Consider the following 23,799-nt stretch of genomic DNA (forward strand, 5'->3'; position numbering starts at 1 on the left):
CTTTGCGTACGGCGTTCAGCGCTCGGCGACAATTCCCCGGAGAATGGGAGGAAAATCCTCGGGCCGGACGCCTTCGGTCACGAGCGGTCGGCTGTTCTGCGAGTTCCAGAAGAGCACGACTTTCCCCGCGAGGCGCGTGGCGTCGTCGAGCAAAGCCGCGAGGGTTTTTCCCGTATAGGTCGGTTCGAGCGTCATCCCTTCCGTCTCGGCGGCGAGCGTGATCGCCCGTTCTCCTTTTCGTGTCGGGGCGCCATAGCCGGCGCCGAGATGGTTCGTCGCGAATCGCACGCGCGCGCGGCCGAGGCGCACGTCGGGGAAGGTCGGATCGAGCGAGCGCGCGAAAGCCACGGTTTCTCGGGCCATCGCGAAAAACCGCGCCTCGCTCGACGTCTCGGGGCTCGACGTCCGCACGGCGACGACCTCGGTCCGGAGCCCGGAGAGCTCGAGCCCGAGCGCAAGGCCGACCGCGCTGCCCATCGTGCCCATCGCGAGATAGACGCAATCGGGCAGAGGGCAATGCCTGTCGCCGACCTGCTCGGCGAGCTCGAAGCCAGCATTGACGAACGCGAGGTTCCCGAGCGGAGAAGAGCCGCCGGGTGGCACGAGATACGGCGCGACGCCTTTCGCCGCCTTTGCCATTCGTTTCGCCAGTGCCTCGGCCTCGGCAACCCCGCCGGTCACGACCCGGATCGTGGCCCCGGCGCGTCGCGCGGCGAGCAGGTTTTTCCGGACGTACGGGCTCGGCGCCTGCGGGGCGAGCAGCAGCGTGACCGCAAATCCCTGCGCCGCGCCGTACAGGGCCGTGGCGACGGCTTGATTCGACCCGAAGGCGCCGAACGTGACGATCTCGCGCGCGCCTTTCGCGCGGGCCTCCGCCAGGAAAAACTCGAGCTTGCGTGTCTTGCCCCCGCCGTACGCGGCGCCGGCGAGGTCGTCCCGCTTGATGTGGAGCCCGGCGAGCCCGGCCTTTTCGCCGAGTTTTGCTGCGCGTTCGACGGGCGTGGGCAAAAGGCCGATTGGGAGGCGCGGAAGGTGCGGCGCGAGGCCCGGATGGGCGCGGAACAGGGGAGGGACGTAATCAGCAGGCGCGGGCGCGGAGGTGGGAGCAGAAGCGGCGGCGGGAGCGGAAGCGGAAGCGGCGGCGGGTGCGGGGGCCTCCGTCCGTTCCTCACACCCGACGAGCGCGCCGAGCGCGAGGGCCGAGAAGGTGCGTCGGTCCATGTTCATCCGTCGCCCTCAACGCCCGCGGGCGGTTTTTCGAACCCGGCGGCATGTGCTTTTCACGGCCTCGCTCATGCCCGCGCCAGCGCCACCGAGATCGCCGCGTCGGCAAAGGCCTTTGTCGCCTCGCCGAGGTCCCCCGCCGCCCGCGCGGCCTCGAGCCGCGAATAGATCGCCGCCATCGCTCGCAATCCGACGTGCTCGAGCGCCGGCGCGAGCGGCGGGATCCGCGCCGAAAGCACGCCGTCCTGGGCCAGCGCGTCGAGGGCCGATTCGAGCCGCCCGAGCGCGTCGCCGAGCACGTCCGGAGCCTCGGGCGCGGCGATCGGCAGCGCGGGGATCGGCGCGGCCGGCGCGAGATCCGGGATGACGACACGATCCGTGACCACCGCGATCGGCTCGAGCACACGCCCGCCTCGCGATTCACGCAGCCAGCCCGAGACGTAACGTGCCGACGGGAGCGCCTCCGCGAGCGCCGCGATGGCGCCGGGGGCAAACCATTCGTGCGCTCGTTCCACGCGGAGCCGGGCGCCGTCGTCCTCGATCCACCCCGACAGCGTTTGACGTCCGGGCGACCATGACAAACCCTGGACCCCTCCGTTCGTCGCGACGATCCGGAGCGCCGCCGTGCGGGCGCGCGGGCGCAAGAACGAGGGAGGCCGGCCCACCTCGTCGGCGAGGAGCGCGCTCGGCCCGGGGAAACCAAAGGGCGCGGGGATGTCGCCCCACGCGCCGCGCTGCGGGATCACCGTGGTGTCCTTGCCGCGCCGGATCTCGATGGTGCGTCTCGCCAAACGCACGAGGTGGCGCGAGAGGACCTGCCCGCCGGCCATGACCGCGAGCGGCGTGCCCGCGACCGCGATCATGGAGGCTGGATCGACCTTGTCGGGAATCGCCACGCTCCACGACACGACCGTGGCGCCGTCCCAGAACAGCACTTCCAGCGCTCGGGCCGTTCCCGCCGCCAAGAGCCGCGCGCCGAGCGAGAGCAGGCGCGCCCGGTCGAGCGGGACTTCGAGCGGCTCGCCGAGCCCGAGTAACGTCGCAGGCTCGCCGCCGCCCCTCGCCGCCCGCAGCCGCGCCCATCCTTCGGCGAGGAGCCTCCGCACCTCTCCGGCGTCGTGTAATGCCGAGCGAATCTCCCACGCCTCGCGTTGCGCCTCGAGGTCCTCGATCAGGCCGTCGAGCCAGGGGTATTCGTTCAATTGCGCGCGGACCTCCTCGCGCGCCTGCGCGAGCCCGCGCGCATCCGCGAGCCCACGCGCGAGGGTTCGCCCGAGGAGCCCCTCCACACCGGCGAGCATGGCCGCCGGAATCGTGGGTTTCGGCGGCGGCCCGAGGCGCACGTGCCCCGCGCCGCGCGCCCGATCCTCCACGGAGAGCCGCTGAAATGCCCGGACCGCGAGCGGCACGTGCGCGCACCGCGTCGTCGCGCAATCGCACCGCGCGTGCGCGAGATCGGCCCCCGCCAAGAAGCGCACGGTGCACCCCGAGAAACGCGCGATCGGCGGATTCGTCCCGAGCTCGACCTCGACCCCCGCGGCCTCGGCGGCGTCCACGAGCGGCGCCCGTTCGCCCAGCCAAACCAGAAGCTCCTCGGGGCTGATCTCCCACGGTGGCCGCGTCTCGGTCCCGGCCATCGCCGCGTAGGCGAGCACCGCGGCGATGCGATGGCGACAAACCGTCTTCGCCCCGCAGCCGCAGGGCGTGTCCTTCAGCGCCTTGCCCGGCAGGAGGCGCGTCGAAATGCCGTCCGGGAACGTCGCGACGACGGCGCCATTCGCTTCCTCGTGGACCTTCGGCCCCTGTCCGGCCTCGATTTCGCGCTGCGCGCGCTTCACGAGGCCCACGTTCGCCATCGCGGCGAGCGCCTCCGGCGTCAGGGCCGCGAGATCCGCCCTCATCGCCGGATCCTCTCCACGAGCCAGCCCACGAGCTCGCGCGGCGTCGTGGCCGCCACGTGCGCGCCCGCGTCCGCGACCGCCTGCGCGACGCCGTGATCGTACGCGCCGCGCACCTGATCGTCGAGCGATGCCGCCCCGAACACCGTGACCCCTTCGCCGACGAGCGCGGTCACTTCACGGACGAGTTTGTCCGCGTGATCCTCGAAATCGGTGATCCAGAGCAAGATCGTCCGGTGTGGCATGTCCACGAGCTCCGCCGCGTATCGCAGCGCCTTCGCTCCATCGGTGCCGCCGCCGAGCTGAACGCGCAAGAGGAGCTCGACGGGATCGTCCACGTATGGCGTCAGATCGACGACCTCCGTGTCGTACACGACGAGGTGCGAGCGCGTGGACGGGAGCTTCCAGAGGACCGACGCCAGCACGGCCGCGTGAATGATGTTGCGCGCCATCGAGCCGGATTGATCGACGAGCACGATGACCTGATACCGCGGCCCGAAGCGCCGGACGCGCGCGAAGAATTCGGGGCGCTCGATGATGAGCCGCCGTTTGTCCTGGTCCCAGTGCTGGAGGTTTCTCCGGATGGTCCGGAGCGCGTCGAGGTTCCGCGCCACGCGGAAGCGCGAGCGCCGGTGCCGGAACGGCGTCGCGCCGAGCCGGTGCTCGATCTCGTCGCAGAGGCGTTTTTTCAGGTCCTCGACGACCTTGTCGACGATCGCGCGGGCGGCGTCGAGCACATGGGCATCCATGCGGGATTTGCAGCACAGGATGGCCTCGACGAGCGAGAGCGAAGGCGTGACGTTCTCGAGCGCCTCCTTTCGCGTGACCACGTCGAGGATGCCATAGCGGTGCAGCGCGTCCGATTCGAGGCGCTCGATCGCCTCTTTCGGGAAGAGCTCGTGGATCGTATTGAGCCAGTCGGGCACGTCGAGCGGGTGCTCGGGGCCGCTCCCGGGGCGGCCGCGCGCAATCGAGCGGCTCGCCTCGCCGTCGGTCTCGCGATCGTAAAGCCAGGCGAGGGCGCGCTCGAGGTCCGCGGTCTCGCCCCCGCCGGCGTCCGCGGCCCCGAGCCCGTCGTTTCCGGCCGGTCCGAGGATCAGCCGCCATCGCGTCTCCGCGTCGTACGTGCTCATTCGAGCACCCCGAGCGCGCGGCCCCACGAGAGCACCCGCGCGTCGAGCGCGAGGCCGGCTTGCAATACATCGGCGGGGACGTCCCCGATCCACGAAGCATCCGGCCGTTTGCCCCAGCGCGCCGCGAGGAGCGCGCCGATGCGCGCGCGCTCGGCGGGAGGAAACCACGAAAAGGCTAGCCTCAATGCGGGCAGCGCGACGAGGAAGGCATTGTCGTCGAGCTTTCCGAGGGCCGCGTCGACCGCGCCGATGAGCCGATCGTCGCGCAGCGCGGGCCCACGCGCGAGGGCGAACAGCCCCGCGAGGTAATCACCGAGCCGGCCCTCCGACGAAGCGAAGAGCGCGCCGTCGATGGCCGAATCGACGGGCGCGGCCTCGGTGTCGAGGAACCAGATCGCGCCGAGCGCGGCGCCGCGCAGCATCGCGGGCGCGGCAGGGTCCGCGACCCTTCGCGCGAGCGCGGCGCGGGTATCGTCCGGAGGGAGGTCGAGCGCCTCGCCATGGCGCAAAAGCTCGGCGAGCGAGCGCATCGCGTCGAGGTCGGCCGGGAGCAGATCCGTCCCCTGAATGCCCGCGAGGAGCGAGAGCGACCGCTCGCCGGCCGCCCGTAGCACGGGCGAAAAGAGCGGCGCGCCGACGACCTCGAGCCATTCGCCGTGCCGCCACAGGCCGAGGAGTTTTTCGATCGCGGGCCCGAGCGCGCTGAACGAGGGCGTCGCGGCCACCGCGTTCGCCACGAGATCGAGGATCTCGCCGGCGAGCTTCGTGAGCCCCACGAATGCGGCATCTCCGAGCGCGTCCACGCGCGCGCCGAGCGACTCGGCCGCGAGCAGGCGGTGCGAGAGAAGCAAGGAGACCGCGCCTTCGAGCGTCGAGCCCCAGCGCGAGGCTTCGATGATGGCCGGATCCTGATCGGGCCGCCATACGAGCTTGAAGGCCTCGGCCATGCGCGCGTCCGTGCCCCACGCCGGACCATGAATCCGGACGAATCCGGGGATCTCGAGAAGCCGCAATCGATGCAGGACGCGCAATCGCTCGCGATCTCGCTCGATACGCCAATCGAGCGACACCGCCTGCGGGTTTCTCGGCGGAGAGAGCCCGAGGCGATCGAGCGTCTCGTGCACCTCGCGAAGGAGCGGCGGTCGCTCCGTCTCCGCGGACAAACGGCCCACCCGATCCCCCGTGAACGTGCGGAGGAGGGTCGCCAGCGTCGGATGCAAATCGCCGGTCACGATGCCGCGCCGCGACCAGGGCGGCGGGCCGGGGAGCGGCTCGCGGACGAGCGCGGAGAGCAGCCCGTCGAGCACGTCCACGCGTTTCGGCGTCTCGTGCCCGCGTAATGCGGCGAGCGCACCGATCCCCGTGCGAACCGCGATATGATCGGCGACCGTGGGTCGTTGCGTGTTCCTGCGCAACGCTTCCAGGCTGCGATCGAGCATCGCCTCCGCCACGCCCGCGCCGAGCTTCCATTCGAGCTCCCACCACATCGGCGAGGGCATGCCGGCCTGGTATCCGGCGAAGGCATCCATGCGAGCATAGGTCCAGGGCACGAGGTGGCTCTGGCCGCCGAGCGAGGGCACCGGCGGAATGGGCTCGGGGCCGCCGGGCGTGATGGAGGCGAGCGCGGGCGCATGATACCCGCCGCAAACGAGGACGACGTCGCCGCGCGTGAGCGCCCAGGAGGCATAGTCCCGCATGAATGCCTCGCGCGGCGCATCACGCTCGCCGGCCACCGCATCGCCGCGGATCTGCTGAAAATAGGCTTCGAGCGCGGGTTCGAGCTCCTCCGGGGGGCGGCCCTCGAAGAGGTGATCCCATAACGCGTCGAGGTCCGAGGTGCCGGTGCGGCGGCAAAGCGCCTCGATCGCTCGTTCGTATCGATCGTCTTCGTCGCGATACCGATTCTGCACGCCGACGAACGCCTTGCTCCACGAGGGCAAATCGCAGAACCGCACGGTTTTTCCGTGCGCGAAGGCCCAGCGGAGCGCGACCCACTCCGGGGAAAACGCGCAGAACGGCGCGAAGGACGAGACCGGGCCGTCCTCGGTCAGGTAATGCGTGAAGATCGCGATGGGCGGCGCGTGATCGAGCGCGAGCTCCGCCATTTTGACGTTCCAGTCGGAAGGGCCCTCGATCAGCACCACGGCCGGCTCGATCCGCGCGAGCACGGCCTCGACGAGCCGCGCGCACGCGGGGCTGTGGTGCCGCACGCCGACGACGTGGAGCGTTCCCGACACGGTCCTAGAGCCTCGACCGCGCCGCGTGCAGCGCGGCCCAATGCGGCGCCTTGCGCTTGCTCACCACGGTTTCGAGATATCGCCGCAGTTTTTCCAGGTCCTCGGCGTTGTCTTTCACCGCGGCGCCCGCGAGGCAATCGATCACGTCGCCCGGGTGCGGCGCGCCGTCGCCGAGGAACGCCGCCCGGACGCCGACGGCGTGCGCGACGGAGACCGCTTCGGCCGTGGAGAGGACGGTCGAGAGCCGCTCGACGGGCTGGCCGTCGCCGGAGACGCCCGTGCGCAGCTCGCGGAACGTGGTGACGAGGACTTCGAGCACCGGCTCGGGCAAGGTCATCTTCACGCCCGAGGCGTCGAGCAGGCGCGTGGATTCACGGCGAACGAGCTCGATCTCGGCCGCGAGGTCGCCGATCGGGAAGAGGGTTTCGAAGTTGAAACGGCGCTTGAGTGCAGCGCTCATTTCATTGACGCCGCGGTCGCGGGTGTTCGCCGTGGCGATGATGTTGAATCCCTCCCGCGCGAAGACCACGCCTTGCTCGCCGAGCTCGGGGATCGTGAGGACGCGGTCCGAGAGAATCGAGAGGAGCCCGTCCTGCACCTCGGCCGGGCAACGCGTGATTTCCTCGAATCGAACGACCTTGCCCTCCCGCATGCCCGTGAGCACGGGGCCGGGCACGAGCGCGCGTTCGCCCGGGCCCTCGGCGAGGAGCAAGGCGTAGTTCCACGAGTACTTGATCTGGTCCTCGCTCGTGGCCGCGCTTCCTTGCACCGTGAGCGTCGATTGCCCGGAGATCGCCGCGGCGAGCAGCTCCGAGAGCCAGCTCTTCGCCGTGCCCGGCTCGCCGATGAGCAGAAGCCCGCGCGAGGTCGCGAGCGAGACCATGGCCCGATCGATCACCGCCGAATGGCCCACGAATTTCGGCTTGATGTCGCGCGCCGGATCGCCGAGCACGAAGGCCCGCACCGCCCGCGGCGAGAGCTTCCATCCGGGCGGGCGAGGGCCCGTGTCCTCCGCGGCGAGGCGCGCGAGCTCGTCCTTGAAATGCAGCTCCGCCGAGGCGCGCTGCAAACCCGCCTGCTTCTTTTTCACGAGGCGCTCCCGAGCTGCACGAGGTCCCGCACGAGCTCCGAAAACACCACGGGCGTGAGCTCGCCGAGCTTGAAACCGTCGCGGTTTTTCGAGACGTACACCTCGCCGATCTCCTGCTTCGGCTCCGTATACTGCATGTCGGCGCTGATGCCGGTGCGGAGGGCCAGCGTGGCCACGACGCCACCGGGCAAACGCTTTTCCATGTCCCAGATCCAGCCCGCGTCCTGGGGCTCGCCCTTGCGCCAGCCGCGCTCGACGAGGCCGAGGAGCTTGCCCACGGGGACGAATTGCCCCGCGCGGCGCTTGATCGAGTTGTCGGTCGCCTCGGCGCTCGTCGGGGCATACGTGTCGCGGCCGATCTGCGGGAAGGGCTGAAGAATGCCGTAATCGCCGAGGATCTGGCCGAACGCCGCGCGCGTCGCGTCCGGGAGCGCGAGCGGGTGGACGATGCCGACGAGCGCGTTGTCCGGCAAATCGAAGGCCGCGTCGTCGGCGTCGGCGAGTGAGCTGTCCTCGGCGACGCGGAAGGCATTCAGGTATTTGCCCTCCTCGGTGTAGACGCCCCAGACGAGCCGCCGCACGAGGTGCACGAGCAGCGGATGTTCGAGGAAGAGCGCGCGGAACGAATTCACCTCCCAGCGACGCTCCGCGCACATCGCGAGTTCGAGCCGCGTGATCTGGTTCTGGGCGATCGCCTTGACGTCCTTCTTGAGCGTCTTCCAGGTCGTATCGGCCTCTTTCGCCTTCGCAGCGTCGTCCGATTTGCCCGGCTTCGGCAGATCCGAGAGGGTTTTTCCGGACCCATCCACGACGTACGGCTTCAAGGCCTCGTCGAAGCCGACGCGGAATTGACGCGCACCGAAATCGAGCGTGCGCGAGCCGTCCTCGTCGAGGTCGAGGTCGGGCACGAGCCGATCGGCGAGCTCGTCGGCGGAGAGGCCGCGGTTCTGCGCGACCTCGTCCATTTTCGCGCGCGCTTTCTCCTGGAGGCCCTTGAACTTCACTTTCTGCGCGATGCCATTGAGGTGCATCAACGCGAGGTCGGAGCCGATGCGCGCGAGGATGTCGAGGCCCGAGACGGCGCGGGCCTGGAGGTTTTCCCCGGGCCAGGCGCGAATGAGCGGCGTGAGCTTGCGCGCGACGCTGTCGCCGCCGAGCAGCCCGAGCTGCTGAAAGCCCCACGCCTCCTTGGAAGGAGCGCCGGCCCGCTGCCATTCATTGAAGAGCGCCCAGGAGAACTCCTCCAGCGAGGCGGGATCGCAGACGGTGAACACGTCCTCGAGGCCGGCGTACACGTTTTCCGGCGTGGAGATCGCCAGCATGACGAGGAGGGCCTCGACGGCGGATCGCGGCAAGCCCTTGGCTCGGCCCGCGACGAGGAGCGTCGGCAGGGCCTCGGGTTTGGCCCAATCGCCGATCTTCGGCAGCTTCGCGGGGAACCGATCGCGCGGGTCCGTGGAGAGGACGGCCTTCACGGCGGCCTCGACCTCGGAGCCATAGGATTCGGCGGCCTCGCGGACGATTTCGCCGTGGCCCTTCGCGACCAGGAATCGCACCGCTTCCTCCGCGTGCTCGCGCGCCTTGGAATGAGGTCCGACGGCCGTCGGGATGAGGCCTGTGGCCGCGGCCTTCGGGAACTTCGTAAACCACCGCTCCGCCGATTTGCGCGCGGATTTCAGGGTGCGGGCGTGGGCAAAGAAGGTCGCGAGCCGCGGGGACTCGACGACGTCGGCGAGGGCGGACGCGAAGTGCGCGGCATTGGCGGAGGCAATACGCGGATACCCGCCGATCGCGTCGACGCCGAGGACCACGAGCGGGACGAGCAGGCCGTAGCCGGCGTCCCACGCCTTCGCGGGCCACTCCGCAAAGGCGCGTTTCACGTCCGCATCCGAGAGCTCGCTCATCCTGCCCGAGACGTACTTGCCGACCCAGCGGTGGTTGATGTTCTCGGACGCCTCCTCGAAGGACGTCTTCGTGTGTTTTCGCGTCTGCTCGCGGTCCGCTTTCGCCTGCGAGAGTTCCCCGTAGGCGTCGTGCAGCACCTCGGCGTAAGGCTGCATCGCGACGCGTACGACGAGGGGCAAAGCGGTGGACCACCGGCCCGAGATCCAAGGTGGATCGAGGAGGATGCGGGGCAATTCGGTCGGGGAGGCGTCGGGCCGCGGGGCCATCTTTTCGCGGAGCTTCTGGACGGCCGTGCGCGCGGCGGGGCGAAGGTCGATCTTGTCGGCGAGGCCCGGGTGTGCCCGGTCGATCCCGAGGAACACGGACGCGGCGCGATCCCCGAGCGTCGAGGCCGCGGCAATGGCGTCGGCGAGCGGGGCGACGGCGAGCGCGGGGTTTTTCGCGAGCCACTCCTCGGCGACCTGGGCGATTTCGCGCTTCTGCGCGAGCTGGGAGACCATGAGCGAGGCCGTCTCGGGCCCGATGACGTGCGTCGCGACCTGGAGGCCCTCGACGATGATGCCCGCGTAATCAGCGTTGTCGCAATGGATCCGGCACACCGGGACCACGTCCGCGCCGCAGAGGTCGAGGAGCGTCCAGAGATACCCTCCGAGGTAGCCGCCCGAGAACGACATCGCGACGGTTTTTTTCGCGAGCTTGAGGAGGATGGGGCGCGAATACGCGAAACGGAACTCCGGCTTGATGCCGTCCTTGTCCCACGTGGGACGGACGTACCCCTCGACGTGCCCGTCGCAGGCGAGCCATTCCTCGCCGAGCGCGTCCGCGAGCGGCGTGTGGTCGGGGATCAGCGCGAGCGCGAGGCGCTTCTGCCAGTAGGAGAGCGTGGGCCAGCGCGTCGTGATGGCCGCGATGAGGGCTCCGTAGGTGTCGTCGGGCAGGTTTTGTGTGTAAAACGCGAATGTAGGGGTGCCGTTCGTGTCGAGCTCGAAGGGGCCACTGGTCTCCTTATATAGGGAAAAACCGCTGAACTCTTTCGCCTCCTTGTTGCGGATCTGATACGGCCACGGCTCGATCCGGACACGCGTCACCGCGAGGACCGCGTCGAGGAGCCACCCCGGGCCGTCTTTCGCGATCGAGGCATCGGCGAGCGCGCGGAGCAAGGGATACGCGGGCGGGCCGTGAGGCATGTCGAGCAAATCGTCGAGCACGGCGGCGGCGAGCGGCGAGATCGGCGTCGGGCCCTTGCCTTCGAGAAAGGCGCGCGCCTCGCGAACGGCCGGCGCGAGCTCGGCGGGAATCGCCATTTGATCCCACGGGCAAAACGGCGCCCAGGCGGCCCACGCCGTCTGCACGGCCTGCCAGGGATCGGCCGCGAGCTCCTCGGCCGTGGGCCTGAGAACCCCTTTGCGATGGGGCATGTGCACATTTCGACGAATGTCCTCGACCTGAGCGATATCGAGGACGACGGGGGCTTCGGTCGCCGCGGGCATCGCGGGTTCGTCCGTGGCTGGCGGCGGAGCGCTCGCCACTTTCGGGGCCGGGGGCGGCGTTGCGCTCGGCTCCGCGGGCGCGGCGGCGGCCTTTTTGGGAGCCGGGGCCGTCGACGCGTCCGGTGCCGCGACCTCGACGTATCCTTTTTTGGTCTTCTCGGCGACGAGCTTGTCGTGCTCGGTCTGGGCCTTCTGATCGCTCGGAAAGTCCTTGACCTGGCTTTGACCGGCCGTGCCGATCTTGCCCCACTGGATCGAGAGTTGCGAGCCATCACGCTCGATCTGCCAGAACTTCTTCGAGGCCCCTTCCACGAACTCGAACCGACGCATGGCGCGGGAGGCTACCACGCGCGCGGCGAGCGATGGTAGAACCTCCCGTGATGCGTCGCCTCGCGAACGTCGCTTTCGCCCTCGCCCTCGCCCTCGGCACGCTCTCGGGAGGGGCCGCGCGCGCGGACGCCCCCGCGAAGCCCGCCGCGGCGCTCTCCGACGACGAGACGATCGAAAAGGACGTCGAGGCGCTCTACGGCGCGGGGAAGTACGGCGAGGCGCTCGCGGCGGCGCAGAAGCTCGTGGCGCTGCGCGAGCAGAAGTACGGCAAAGAGCATCCGAAGACGGGCTCGGCGCTGTCCGATCTCGGCGGGATGTACCTCGCGACGGGCGATTACCCGAAGGCCGAAGGGTTTTTGCGGCGCGCAGTCGAGATTCTGGAGGCGACGAAGGGGCCCGACGATCTGCTCGCCACGGCGGTCGGCAACCTCGGCACGTTGCTCAAGAAAAAGGGTGATACGAAGGGCGCGGAGAAGGCCTACGAGCGCGCCATCGCCCTCGAAGAGAAGGGCGGCGCGGCGCGCGAATCGGCTCTCGGGACGGTGTTCGCGAATCTCGCCGGGCTTTACATGGCGAGCGGGAGATTGGCCCAGGCCGAGAAGCTGTTTTTGCGAGCGATCGCGCTCCACGAGAAGAATGGCCCCGAACGTTCGCTCCTCATCGACGTCGGCAGCCTCGGCGCGCTGTATCGAGGCATGGGGCGCTACGACAAGGCCGCCGAGCAGTACAACCGCGCCCTGCCGCTCGCCCAGCGTGTGCACGGGACGAACCACCCCGACGTGGGACGGCTGTACCACAACATCGCGGTGTTCTTGACGGGGTCGAGTCAGAAAGATCTCGCCGAGGAGCATTATCGAAAGGCCGAGTCGATCCTCGCGAGGACGCTCGGGCCCCGGCACCCCGATCTCGCCTCGGTTTATAGCGACTGGGCGCTCCTGCGGACGCGGATCGACTGGAAGCAGGCCATCGATCTGTACGAGAAGGCGCTCGACGTCGAGGAGCCATGGCTGGAGAGCGCCCTCGTCGGCGGCTCGGAAGAGGACAAGACGCTGTATGCGTCGCGCCTCGAGACGATCATGGATCGGGTGGTCTCGTTCGAATACGCGAGCAATGGCCTCGGCCGGCCGGAGGTCGCGCGCCTCGCCTTCGGCGCGGTGCTGCGCAACAAGGCGCGCGTGCTCGAAGCGTCGGCCGCGCACGTGAACGCATTGCGCGAGCGCATGAGCCCCGAGGATCGCAAATTGCTGGACGAGCTCGCCCGTGTGCGTGGCGCGTACGCGGCCGCCATGACGCGAGGGCCACGCGGAATGACGGTGGACGAGCACAACGCCGAGACGGATCGGCTCCGCGCCGAGGCCGACGCGATCGAGGCGCGGATCGCCGAGCACAGCGCCGGATATCGCCGCGGAAAGGCGAAGGTGACGGTCGAGGCCGTCGCCGCCCGCATTCCGAAGGACGCGGTGCTGATGGAGTTCGTCCGGTACCAGCCGCGCAGCGCCCATTTCTACAGCGCGGCGAGCGAAAGGCTCGGCGTGCCGAAGTACATGGCCTACGTGCTCTGGCCGGACGGGACGATCCGTCACCACCAGGTGCCGGTCAGCGCGGCCGAGGTCGATCGGAAGGTCGATATCATCCGCCGCGGTCTCGCGGATCCGAGCGCGAAGTTCCGCGATACCGGGACGCAGCTCGCGTTGCTGCACGACGTCCTCTTCGCGGAGGTCAGCGACCGACTCGCCGGGGTGAAGCACGTCTTGGTCTCGCCCGACGCGGCGCTCGCCCTGGTGCCGTTCGGCGCGCTGATCGGTCGCGACAGTAAATATTTGATCTCGAAGTATTCGTTCACTTATCTCTCGACCGGGCGGGATCTCCTGCGGCTCGGCGCGGGCGGCGCGAAGCGGTCGGCGCCGCTGCTCGTGGCGAACCCCGATTACGATGCGCCGGGCGAGGCAGGGGCGACGGCGCTGCCGGAGGCGCCGAAAGGCGCGCTGCCCACGATTGCGCGGGTGAAGTTCACGTCGCTGCCGGGCACGGCGGAGGAGGCGGAGGCGATCCGGTCGCTCATGCCCGATCCGGCCGTGAAGCTCGAACGCGTCGCCACGGAGACGGCGCTGAAGCAGGTCTCCTCGCCGCGGATCCTGCACGTCGCGACGCACGGGTTTTTCCTGGGCAACGACGGCAAGGCCGGGCAAGGAAAGGCGCGCGGGCTCGAGCTCGAAATTCCGCCCGAGAACCTGCCGCAAGTCGCGTCGGAGGTGGACGGGCGCAAGCTGCCCGTGCCGCACCCGATGTTCCTCTCGGGCATCGCGCTCGCCGGCGCGAACGTGCGAAAAGGGCAGGCCGACGACGGGATCCTCACGGCGTACGAGGCGTCTTCGTTGGACCTCCAAGGAACGGAGCTCGTGGTGCTGAGCGCGTGCGAGACGGGCCTCGGCCTGCGCGCCGGGAGCGAAGGCGTGCGAGGGCTGCGTCGCGCGCTCGTGCTCGCAGGATCCGAGACACAGGTGATGAGCCTGTGGCAGGTGGACGACGAGGCGACGCGTGACCTGATGACGAGCTACTACCAGAAGCTCTTTCGCGAAGGAAAAGGGCGCGCCGAGGCGATGCGCGAATCGCAGATCCGCCTGCTCCAGCGGCCGGGGTACGAGCACCCGTACTTCTGGGCGAGCTTCATCGTGTCCGGCGCGTGGGGGCCGCTCGAAGGCGTGATGCCCGCGAAGGGAGAAGCCGCGTCGGCGGCGCGCGGCGCCGTTCCAAAAGGCGGGGCGCGGGGCTGCGGATGCGAGGTCGCGGGGAGGAACGAGGGCACGCAGGCGGCCGGGGCCGGTGCTCTGGCGCTCTTCGCGCTCGCGGCCGCGCGCCGCATTCGTGTAGCTCGCGCGCGAGCGGGGCGATAAGCTTGGCCCCATGTCGCGAAGGCTCTCCGGCATGGGGGACGTCGATCCCCTCGCCGTACCTCTCCCGCATGGGACGGAGGTGACGACCCGCGTGGATCGGACGCTCGGCGAGCGTCTGGTCCCGCAAGGCGCGCTCGGACGCGTGGTCGGGTCCGGAGAGGGATTTTTCGATGTTCTCGTCGTCGGCGTGGGGACCGTGCGGTATTCGCGCGAGGAGCTCGTGCCGCGCAAGGTCGGCCAGGTGCGCTACGCGCGGCGGCGCGAGGACGCGTGGTCGGCGCTCTTGCCGTGCGTGGTGATCGACGCGGTCGTCGGGTCGCGGACGTGGGGTTTGTCGGACGAGAACTCGGACGAGGATCGGCGCGGGGTGTTCGTCTTGCCGTTCCCGTTCACGACCGGGCTCGTCGAGCCGCCGCAGGACCTCGTGTCGGAGGACGGCAGCCGCACGTACTGGGAGATGGGAAAGGCGATCCGGCAGGCGCTCCGGGCCGATCCGAACACGCTGGAGATGCTGTTCGCGGCCGCGTCGCAGCCGGCGAGCGAGAAGGACCCGATGGGCCGCTGGCTCGTCGAGGCGCGCGACGCGTTCGTCTCGGTGGAGATCCACGCGAGCTTCGGCCGTTACGCGCTCTCGCAGCTCTCGCGCCTCTCGCACGACACGCGCCTCGCCGAGCACCGCGCGATCGTGCTCGGGTGGCTGCGCGAGGATCCGACGCTCGGGCTCGACGAGGCGGCCGCGCGGCTCGCGAAGGAGACGCACATCGTGGCGCCGACGCCCGAGGACGCGATGCTCCGCGCGCGCGAGTATCTGAAGCAGCTCTATCGCTCGATGGCCGATCAGGGCCTGCTCGAAGGGCGCGAGTGGACGGCGCTCGCCGCGTATGCGCGCGCGGGTGACGTTTCATCGTTGCCTTCGCCGCGCGAGCTCCGGCCGAAGAATGCCTACAACCTGGTGCGCCTCATCGATCTGTCGATCCGGTGGCTCCGGACGGGCGAGCCGGAGCTTCGCGTGCGGGACGAGCTCCGGCCCGTGCTGCTCGACATCAAGAAGGGGCGCGTGCCGCTCGCGGAGGTGATCACGCTGGCGGAGTCGCTCACGCCGGAGCTCGAAGCGGCGCGGCGGGAGAGCAAGCTGCCGCGGCGCGCGGACGTGCGGCGGGCCGAGATGGCTTTGCGCAGGGTCCGCGAGGAGGCCGCGCGGAGGTTTTTCGAGGGCAGGGAGGGGCCCTTCGGCAAGGACGCGCCGGCCGCGCCGGAGGCGCGCTGGGACGAATGAGGGACGAATGACGAAGGAAAAGGGTGAGCAGGCGGGCAAGCTCGTAATGCAATTCGACGCTCTGCCCGACGCGCAAGCGAAGGTGGCGCGGGGCGTCCTGGAAGAAGAGGGCAAGGCGCGCGAGCACCTCGTCGTGCTCCTGAGCGGCGCGCACGCGTACGGGTTCGCCTCGCCCGACAGCGATCTCGATCTGAAGGCGGTGCACGTGGTGTCGACGTCGCTCCTCGTGGGGCTCGAAATGGCGCCGGCCGCGCGGGATCGCATGGAGGTGATCGAGGGGGTGGAGATCGATTACACCTCGAACGAGATCGGCCCCGTGCTCGCCGGGATCGTCGGGGGAAATGGGAATTACTTGGAGCGGATCCTGGGCGCGCCCGCGCTCGTGCAGAGCCCGCTGCTCGAAGGGCTGCGCCCGCTCGTGCGCGCGGCGCTGTCGCGGCGCGTGTTCCGGCATTACGCGGGGTTCGCCCAGAACCAGCGCAAGGCGGCCGAGGAGGAGGGCGGGACGACGGCGAAGCGCGTGCTCTACGTGCTGCGCACGGCGCTCACGGGGACACATCTGCTCCGCGCGGGGGAGGTGGTGACGGACGTGGCGCGGCTGTTCCCCGAATACGGGTTCGAGGAGGCGAACGCGCTCGTCACGATGAAGCGCGCCGGGGAACGAACGAAGCTGTCCGCGAAGGACGCGAAGCGATTCCGCGCGAGCCTCGACCGGGCGATGCGGATGCTCGAAGAGGCGCGTGACGAATCGGTCCTGCCCGAGATGCCCAAGGACGAGGCGTTTCGCGCGCTCTCGACCTGGCTCATCGCGCTTCGCAAAGAGCGATTCTGAGGCGCTTCAGCCGCGCGTTTTCCCCACCCGCACGAGCCGTCCCGGCCGTGCCCCGGTGAATCGACCGTTCTCCACGATGACCTCGCCGGCCACGAGCGTGGCCACGTAGCCCTCCGCCTGCTGCATGAGGCGCTGCCCGCCGGCCGGCAGGTCGTGCTGCATGAAGGGGGACCGGAGGCGCAGGTTGTCGAAATCGATGATGTTGATGTCCGCCCGCTGCCCCGGCTTCAAGGTGCCGCGGTCGTCGAGGCCGAGGAACCGCGCAGTGTCGTGCGCTTGCATTTTGACGAGGCGCTCCACGGGGATCTTGCCCTCGGCCCGGTCGCGGGCCCAGTGCGTGAGCAAGAATGTCGGGAAGCTCGCGTCGCAAATGGTGCCGACGTGCGCGCCGCCGTCGCCGAGCCCCGGCAGCGAGAGCGGGTGCAGGAGCATGCGGCGCACCACGTCGAGGTTCATTTCGGTGTAGTTGTAGAGCGGGAAATAGAGGAGCGCGCGGCCGTCCTGCTCGAGCATCGCGTCGTAGATGACCGAGAGGAGCGGCAATCCCCCGCGCGTCGCGTCACCCGCGAGGCTCGTGAGCCCGGAAGGCTCGTAATTGGGCGATTCGCCGAGCCGGAAGAGGCGCATCGCCACGAGGAGCGGGTTTGCCAGGAAAAAGTCCGCGAGCGGCGGCAAGGGGCTGCCGTCCCCGGCGACCTTTCCGCTCTTCTCCGAGAGGAGCCGGGCGCGGAAGGCGGGATCACGCATCTGCGCGACGCGCGCTTCGAGTGGCAACGAGGCGATTTCCTTGTAGCTCGGGAAGCCCATGAACGGGTGGAACGTGGCCGTCAGGCCGAGCAAGACGCCAATGGGGCGCGCCGCGACCTGGCAACGAATGTCCCGGCCGGCGCGGGCGGCGAGCTCGGCGCGCTCGTAAATGCGCTCCCATTGCCGCGGGGCGTGGTCGCGTTGCATGGTGGATACGCTGAGCGGGCGGCCGGAGGCCTCGGCCATCCGTTCGAGCAGGTCGAACTCGGCCGGAAAGATCTCCTCGCCGCGGAACATGTCGAAATCGCTGACGGCCTGGATGACGCCGTGCGGGAGGCCGGCAAAGGCGCGCGCGATGCCGGAGAGCTCGCCCTCGCGCGCCTCGGAGCCGGGGGTCGGTTTGCCCCGGGCGCTCCTGTGGTTGTCGGTGCGGCCCGTGGAGAAGCCGGCCGCGCCGGCGAGGAGCGCCTCCCGGAGGAGCGCGCGCATCGATTCGATGTCGGATTCGGTCGCGCTCTCCTCGGCGACGGCACGCTCGCCCATCACGTACACGCGCAGGGCGTCGTGCGGGACCTGGCAGATGAAATCGATCGCGCGTGGCCTCTTTTCGAGGACGTCCATGTACTCGGGAAAACTCTCCCAGCCCCAGGTGAGGCCCTCGGCGAGGGCGCTGCCGGGGATGTCCTCGACGCCCTCCATGAGCTCGACGAGCTTTTCGTGGTCGCTCGGCCGCACGGGCGCGAATCCGACGCCGCAATTGCCCATCACGCAGGTCGTGACCCCGTGGAGCGACGAGGGCGCGAGCTCCTCGTCCCAGGAGATCTGGCCGTCGTAGTGCGTGTGGATATCCAGAAAGCCAGGGAGCACCAGGGCACCGTGGGCGGAGATCGTGCGCGCGGCGCTCTCGGGGCAGTTGCCGACGTCGACGATCTTGCCGTCCTTGATGCCGATATCGCCGGAGGAGCGCGGCGCGCCCGTGCCGTCGACGAGGGTGCCGCCCACGATCTTGACGTCATACATGGCGCCGATCATCGGCCGAAGCCCGAGGCCCTGGCAAGCGCATTCGGACCCGGCGTGCAAGGGACGCGTCTCGGACGGAGGAGCCGCGGGGGAGCGAGGTTTCGGCCTCGCTCCCCGGAGGCCGCTCTTTATCGGCCGCGGATGCGATCGACGAGCTCGGTGCGGATCTGCGGGTTGTGGCTGCCGCGCGGGAGGCGGTCGGGCACGATGATCGCGTAATCGGGGTGGTCCCATTGCGATCGGTCGGTCCAGGCGCTCGAGGTCACGCCGAATCGATCCCCCTGCCACTTGCCCTTGAGGTCGTACGTGTACTCGCGCGCGTCCTCGATCGTGCCCACGAAATTGTGATCGTCGACGTGCGGGCTCGCGAGGAAGAGCCAGGTGCGGACGTGCGCGACGGTGCTGTCGTCCTCGTCCTTTTCGATCCGCGTGATCGTCTTCCACGCCGGCTCGTTCCACACCTCGGGGCCCGCGTCCTCGTCGATGATGAAGGCGCGCTTGCGGCCGATGAGCTCCGTCTCGATGACCCGGTGCAGCTCGTGGGGCCGGACGTCTTCGTAGACGTCGTCCCATTCGCCGTCGAATCGGGTGCCGACGATCGTGAGCGGCGGGACCTTCTCGTACGTCTTGAGAAGGAGCGCCTTCTGATCGGCGACCGTGAACGTCACGTCGCCGCGCGTCACGGAGCGCGTCGGCTCGGGCTCGAGGATCGACGCCAGGGCCCACGCGTCGCAGAGACCCGACCACTGGGCCGCGCGCGGCTGGTAGAGCTCCTTGCGCTCGTAGGCCGTGGCCGACGTGCGCGTATTGGCGAATCTCTCCGCCCAGGTGTCGTATTTCTCGAGCGTCGAGAGCTCGCCGTTTTTCCCCTGGAACAGGGTGTCCTCCCAGAGCGGATACCACCAGGACGACCAGGGTTTTCTCGTCGCTTCCGCCGTGCGTTCTCCCTTCTCGACCCAGAAAAGGGGCTGACCCGTCGCCGAGCTGCCGCCGGTGCCGCCGGTGCCGCCGGTGCCGCCGGTGCCGCCGGTGCCGCCGGTGCCGCCGGTACCACCCGTTCCGCCAGTACCGCCGCCGCCGCTTCCGTCGCGACCTCCGTTTCCACCCGTGTTGTCCGGACAATCCTCCGCCGGCTCGCAATCGGGTTCGCCGCCGCCGGTGGTCGTGGTGCCGACGACGCCGCAACCGGCGCCTACGAGGCCGATCACGAGGATGGTAGAGGTCGTCACGATGCGAATCGCCATGAGCCGTCTCCTTGGATGTTTGTCCCGGAATGCTCAGGGGATTTTCAAAAAAGGCCAGGCGACCGGGCCACGCGGCCCGGCCGCCTGACGAGCGCGCTCACTTCATGTCAGCGCGACTTGTTCACCGCGACTTGTGGCCGCCCGCGAGGCCCGGGAGCGACGGGAGCTGCCCGCCGATGCCCGGACGCACGCTGCCGACCTGCCCGCCCGGGATGGCCGGCTGCACGCCGCCCGGCTGCGCCGGAGCCGCCTTGCCGCCGTTCTGGACCGGAGCCACCGGCGCCGGGGCCTTCGGAGGCTCGTTCAGGAGCTGAGGCGCCGCGCACATATCGTACACGCGACCCGTCGCGGCGCGCGTGGCGAGCTGCTGGTTGCCCTTGACCGCGGTGTCGAGGCGCGCCTTGCAGAAATCGTTCATGTTGCCCTGGAAGTTCTGGATCTCCTGGCACGAGAGCGAGAAGCTCTGCGTATAGGAGACCTGGACCTCCTTGAAGCGCGGGCACATCGTCTGCGAAACGCTCATCGGCACCGATTGGTCCTGCCGGATGATGTAATACTTGTCCGAGCTCAGCGACGCCGTGATCTGCCGCGAGTTATCCATTTCCACGCGGTCGGTCTGCTCGGCCTCCCAGACGAGCTGGGTATCCTCGCAGGTCAGCCGGATCGCGTTCGGCTGGCGCTGGCTCTGGAACGCCGCGGGATTCTGACAGGCCGACTGGAGCTGCTGCCACGAGAGCTGCTTGAGCCCCGCGTTCTGACCAGCCCCCGTCTCCGCGAAAGCCGTGGCGCCGAGAGCGAAGGTCGAGACGAGAGCGGCGGCTGCGATGTGCTTGAGCATGGGATCCTCCTCCACTTCGTTGCGCGTTTCCGAGACCGGGCGAGCGCGCCTCGGCCGGCTTCGTTCACGCACCGAGACCCAATTGCAAGGCGCCTGCCGTACCCGGTCCCGAGCACATTTCCGCGTGAATTCGTGGTGCCTTCGCTCCGGAGGCGAGTTCCGTCCGATCAGGACGGATACAGGGAGCGAGCGTCTTCCCGCACATGACCGGCACGGACTGTCACGCCCGACCGATACGGAGTCGCCCCGGCGTCCGTCCGTGCAGGGAAGCATCGCCCGTCCCTGCACACCACGGCCTATTCGTCAATAACGGAAGCCCATGGAGGCCATTTGTCGCTTCATCGAGGAAATTCGCGGCGTCTTCGCCAGCGTGTGCCCCTCGGGCGCGGGAGGGAGGCGGGTCGGGACGGACGTGACGGTGCCCTACGATGACGAGGGCAGGCGGCCGTCGATTCTGTCCATCTTGCCGATCCTCCCATGTTCTCGATGGATGGCATTTCATTCAAGAGGCTCTACAGGTTCCTGCTCGAGATGGCGTCGCCCGAAATGAACCCGTCTCGTATCGGCGGCGTGTATCGCGTCGAGCACCTCCGGGGTCCCTTCGCTCGCGGCGCCGGTCTACAGGGCGGCGACGGAGTTCGCGGTCGCGCACGCGCCCGAGCTCGCAGGCGCGCGGCGGGTGCGGCATCGGTGGTGTTCTCGGGGGCCGGAGGGGCGCGCGCAGAACGTCGACAAAAACCCGAAGGTGCGCTAGTCGGTCGGCCGTGGACCTTCTACGCGAGTTCTTCTCCAAGCTGCGCCACCTCGAGGAGCTGCTCACCTGGGGCGGCTACCCGGTGCTCATGGCCATCATCTTCGCCGAGACCGGGCTCCTCGTGGGTTTCTTCCTTCCGGGCGACTCCCTGCTCGTGACGGCGGGCGTGCTCGTCAACGCGAATATGATCAACCCGCTCGAGCTCTCGACCTTCTCGAACCTCCTGCTCTTGAACGCCGTGCTCTGCGTCATGGCGATCGTGGGCGATACGGTGGGCTACTCGATCGGGTACAAGGCGGGCCCGAGGCTCTTCAACCGGGAGCAAAGCCTGTTTTTCCGGCGCGACTACCTGATCGCCACGCAGAAGTTCTACGAGAAGCACGGCGGCAAGACGATCGTGCTCGCCCGCTTCATGCCGTTCGCCCGCACGTTCGCGCCCGTCGTCGCCGGCATCGGCCAGATGAGCTATCGCCGCTTCATCATGTTCAACGTGTTCGGCGGCATCGGCTGGGTCGTGTCGATGACGTTTCTCGGCTACTTCCTCGGCAAGGTGCTCGGCGCGAAGGAGATCGAGAAGGTCGTTTACCTGATCATCGTGATTTCGGTGCTCCCGCCCGTCGTGGGCGCGATCCGGACGCACCTCGCCTCGAAGAAGGCGGCGGCCGCGGAGAAGGTGAAATCCTCGTAATTCAGCTCGGGAGCGGCTCGGGGACGACACGCATGTGGATGCCGTCCCGGGGCCTGAGCGTGATTCCCGGCTCGGGCTCGATGGTCTGTCCGGGGACGAGGTCGAGGCGGACGCGGCGCAGGATCGTGGCGAGCACGAGCGTCCCCTCGACCATGGCGAAGCTCGATCCGATGCACTGGCGCGCGCCGCCGCCGAACGGAAAATAAGCAAAACGTGGCATCCGGGAGAGCGCGCCGCCGGCGAAGCGGTCGGGATCGAACCCTTCCGGGTTCTCCCAGTACGACGGGTGCCGGTGCGTGACGAAGGGGCTCACGAGGGCGAGGGAGTCCTTGGGGATCGAATACCCCCCGACGACGTCGTCCTCGGCCACGCGCCGGGAAATCATCCACGCCGGCGGATAAAGGCGCATCGATTCCTGAAACACCCGGCCGACGAGGTCGAGGGCGCCGATGTCGGTGAAATCGGGGAGGCGGTCGCCGAGGACACGGAACACCTCGGCGCGGGCGCGGCGCCGGACGTCGGGGTGCGTGGAGAGCAGATAAAAGGTCCAGGCGAGCGCGTTCGCCGTGGTCTCGTGGCCCGCGGCGAACATGGTCATGACCTCGTCGCGGAGCTGGCGGTCGGTCATTCCTTCGCCGGTCTCGGGGTCGCGCGTGGCCATGAGCATGGAGACGAGGTCGGTCCCGCCCTCGCGCGCCTTGCGGCGGTGCTCGATGATGCGGAAGACCTCGCGGTCGAGGACGGCGATGGCCTCCTGAAATCGCCGATTGTCGGGGGTGGGCACGCTCCGGGGGATCTTGAGGAGCCGCGTGAGGTTCTTGCGGCTGTCGTCGAGGATGAAGTCGAGGGCAGAGGCCGTCGCGGCGGCGTCGATGGGCACGTCGGTGCCGAGCAGGGTCTCGGTGACGATGCGCAAGGCGACGCGCATCATCTCGCCGGCGACGTCGACGGGCGCGTCGGGGCGGGGCCTTCGCATCCAGCCGTCGACGAGCTCGTCGGCGGCGCGGACCATGACGCCGGCGAACGCGGCGATGCGTTGCTTGTGAAAGGCCGGCTGTGCAATGCGGCGCTGCCGGCGCCAGAAGGCGCCCTCGCTCGTGAGCAAGCCGTTGCCGAGGACCGGGCGGATCGCGTCGATGCCGGGGGTTTGTTTGGTAAAACGCTCGGCCGCGTCGACGAAGACGTACTTGATGTGGTCGGGGTGGCGGAGGAGGTGGGCGACGTGCCGCGGGCCGGGGCCGAATTGAAAGCGGACGACGTCGCCGTAGGTATCGGCGGCCTCGAGGAAGATGCGGATCCGGTCGCGGCGAAGCGCGGGGAGGTTGCCGAGGAACGGCATACCCCGAGGTCCCGGCGCGAAGGGGGCGGAGGGCGAGCGCGAGGCGGAGACGGAGGTCACGGGGGCAGCGTAGCAGCGAGGCGTCGTCGGGGGGAGATCCGGTGTAAGATGCCGGTATGCGAGCGCAATCGATCCTGATTTCGGTGATATTTGCGGCCGGGCTGTCCGCCGTCGTCGCGGCCTGCAGTGACGAAGGCGAGGGGACCGCGGGGGGCGGGGCGTCCGGCGCGGGGACGGGTGCGTCCGGGGGCTCCGGCGGGAGCGGCGGTGGGAGCGGCGGGAGCGGCGGAATCGGGGGCGGGAGCGGCGGCGGAGGCGGGAGCGCGAGCGGAAGCGGCGGCGGGAGCGCAAGCACGAGCGGCAGCGGCGGCGGTGGCGTGGGGGGCGGCAATGGTGTGGGCGCGCCGTGCAATGGGGGCGCCTCCGGGTGTGATCCGGGTCTTTATTGCAATGCGCCCGGGTGCGGGGCGGGCGTTTGCGCGCAGAAGCCGCCTCCGGGGCTGCAATCGCAGGACCCCGACCTCGTGTGCGGGTGCGACGGCGTCACGTACTGGAATGCGGAGATCGCCGAGGTGCTCGGGTCGAGCGTGAAATCGGCGGGCGCCTGCCCCGCGGCCGAGGCCGTGACCTGCGATCCTGAGACGCCTTGCCCCGGGGGACGCCATTGCAATCGCATGGTCGCGGCGGCGAACGCCTGCTCGCCCATGGTCACGGGCGTTTGCTGGGGCATGCCCATTTCATGTTCCGTGACCGGGGCGAAGGCGAAGGGCTGCGCCGGCGGGATGTGCTTCGATCAGTGCAGCCTGATCCAGAGCCAGAATCCCTGGTACGACGACGGCGGCTGCCCTTGAGAGGGGAGG

General features: G+C 69.4%; 15 protein-coding genes. 5 read left to right on the forward strand and 10 right to left on the reverse strand.

Annotated elements, in window-relative coordinates; all coding sequences use genetic code 11:
* Positions 1-15: 15 nt before the first annotated feature.
* From QHF83_RS00135 to QHF83_RS00160, 6 genes are all read right to left on the reverse strand, one after another.
* Positions 16-1,221 carry a pyridoxal-phosphate dependent enzyme gene (locus QHF83_RS00135; protein ID WP_282415659.1) on the reverse strand — a complete coding sequence of 402 codons (1,206 nt, stop codon included), beginning with the start codon at positions 1,219-1,221 and terminating at the stop codon, positions 16-18.
* A gap of 71 nt (positions 1,222-1,292) precedes the next feature.
* A complete protein-coding gene (locus QHF83_RS00140) occupies positions 1,293-3,125 on the reverse strand; it encodes a hypothetical protein (RefSeq protein WP_282415660.1) in 1,833 nt (610 codons plus the stop codon).
* The gene (locus tag QHF83_RS00145; RefSeq protein ID WP_282415661.1) at positions 3,122-4,255 is read right to left on the reverse strand and encodes a VWA domain-containing protein; all 1,134 of its coding nucleotides are present in this window, start codon (positions 4,253-4,255) and stop codon (positions 3,122-3,124) included. The genes QHF83_RS00140 and QHF83_RS00145 overlap by 4 nt, the downstream gene beginning before the upstream one ends.
* Complete coding sequence (locus QHF83_RS00150) at positions 4,252-6,492, reverse strand: DUF5682 family protein (RefSeq protein ID WP_282415662.1); 2,241 nt, start codon at positions 6,490-6,492, stop codon at positions 4,252-4,254. Before QHF83_RS00150 ends, QHF83_RS00145 begins: the two co-directional genes overlap by 4 nt.
* A gap of 4 nt (positions 6,493-6,496) precedes the next feature.
* Positions 6,497-7,582 carry an AAA family ATPase gene (locus QHF83_RS00155; RefSeq protein ID WP_282415663.1) on the reverse strand — a complete coding sequence of 362 codons (1,086 nt, stop codon included), beginning with the start codon at positions 7,580-7,582 and terminating at the stop codon, positions 6,497-6,499.
* Positions 7,579-11,307 carry a WGR and DUF4132 domain-containing protein gene (locus QHF83_RS00160; RefSeq protein ID WP_282415664.1) on the reverse strand — a complete coding sequence of 1,243 codons (3,729 nt, stop codon included), beginning with the start codon at positions 11,305-11,307 and terminating at the stop codon, positions 7,579-7,581. The genes QHF83_RS00155 and QHF83_RS00160 overlap by 4 nt, the downstream gene beginning before the upstream one ends.
* 50 nt (positions 11,308-11,357) lie before the next feature.
* On the opposite strand from QHF83_RS00160, the gene QHF83_RS00165 reads away from it, so the two are divergent.
* Genes QHF83_RS00165 through QHF83_RS00175 form a run of 3 tightly spaced genes read left to right on the forward strand, consistent with a single transcriptional unit; the run spans position 11,358 to position 16,309 of the window.
* Positions 11,358-14,201, forward strand: coding sequence for a CHAT domain-containing tetratricopeptide repeat protein (locus tag QHF83_RS00165; RefSeq protein ID WP_282415665.1), 2,844 nt, complete (start codon positions 11,358-11,360; stop codon positions 14,199-14,201).
* A gap of 10 nt (positions 14,202-14,211) precedes the next feature.
* Positions 14,212-15,477, forward strand: coding sequence for a nucleotidyltransferase domain-containing protein (locus tag QHF83_RS00170; protein WP_282415666.1), 1,266 nt, complete (start codon positions 14,212-14,214; stop codon positions 15,475-15,477).
* A gap of 7 nt (positions 15,478-15,484) precedes the next feature.
* Positions 15,485-16,309 (forward strand): nucleotidyltransferase domain-containing protein, encoded by an 825-nt coding sequence (locus QHF83_RS00175; protein WP_282415667.1) that lies wholly within the window; start codon positions 15,485-15,487, stop codon positions 16,307-16,309.
* Positions 16,310-16,315: 6 nt separating this feature from the next.
* On the opposite strand, the gene QHF83_RS00180 is transcribed toward QHF83_RS00175, so the two are convergent.
* The 3 genes from QHF83_RS00180 to QHF83_RS00190 all read right to left on the reverse strand — a co-directional run bounded on the left by QHF83_RS00180 (position 16,316) and on the right by QHF83_RS00190 (position 20,158).
* Positions 16,316-18,076, reverse strand: a complete 1,761-nt coding sequence (locus tag QHF83_RS00180) for an amidohydrolase family protein (protein WP_282415668.1) — start codon at positions 18,074-18,076, stop codon at positions 16,316-16,318.
* A 128-nt stretch (positions 18,077-18,204) separates the two neighbouring features.
* Entirely contained in the window at positions 18,205-19,320 is a 1,116-nt protein-coding gene (locus QHF83_RS00185) for a hypothetical protein (protein ID WP_282415669.1), read from the reverse strand.
* A 121-nt stretch (positions 19,321-19,441) separates the two neighbouring features.
* Complete coding sequence (locus QHF83_RS00190; protein WP_282415670.1) at positions 19,442-20,158, reverse strand: hypothetical protein; 717 nt, start codon at positions 20,156-20,158, stop codon at positions 19,442-19,444.
* A 764-nt stretch (positions 20,159-20,922) separates the two neighbouring features.
* Between QHF83_RS00190 and QHF83_RS00195 the strand changes: the two genes are divergently transcribed.
* A complete protein-coding gene (locus tag QHF83_RS00195) occupies positions 20,923-21,600 on the forward strand; it encodes a VTT domain-containing protein (protein WP_282415671.1) in 678 nt (225 codons plus the stop codon).
* Between the two features lies 1 nt (position 21,601).
* Here the strand turns inward: QHF83_RS00195 and QHF83_RS00200 are convergent, their stop codons facing one another.
* Complete coding sequence (locus QHF83_RS00200; RefSeq protein WP_282415672.1) at positions 21,602-22,999, reverse strand: cytochrome P450; 1,398 nt, start codon at positions 22,997-22,999, stop codon at positions 21,602-21,604.
* 56 nt (positions 23,000-23,055) lie between these two features.
* Here QHF83_RS00200 and QHF83_RS00205 point away from each other — a divergent pair, with 56 nt between their 5' ends.
* Positions 23,056-23,790: a hypothetical protein gene (locus QHF83_RS00205; protein WP_282415673.1), complete on the forward strand. Its 735-nt coding sequence runs from the start codon at positions 23,056-23,058 to the stop codon at positions 23,788-23,790.
* Positions 23,791-23,799 lie beyond the last annotated feature (9 nt).

The sequence above is a fragment of the Polyangium sp. 15x6 genome (genome assembly GCF_029960785.1).
Taxonomy (GTDB): domain Bacteria; phylum Myxococcota_A; class Polyangia; order Polyangiales; family Polyangiaceae; genus Polyangium.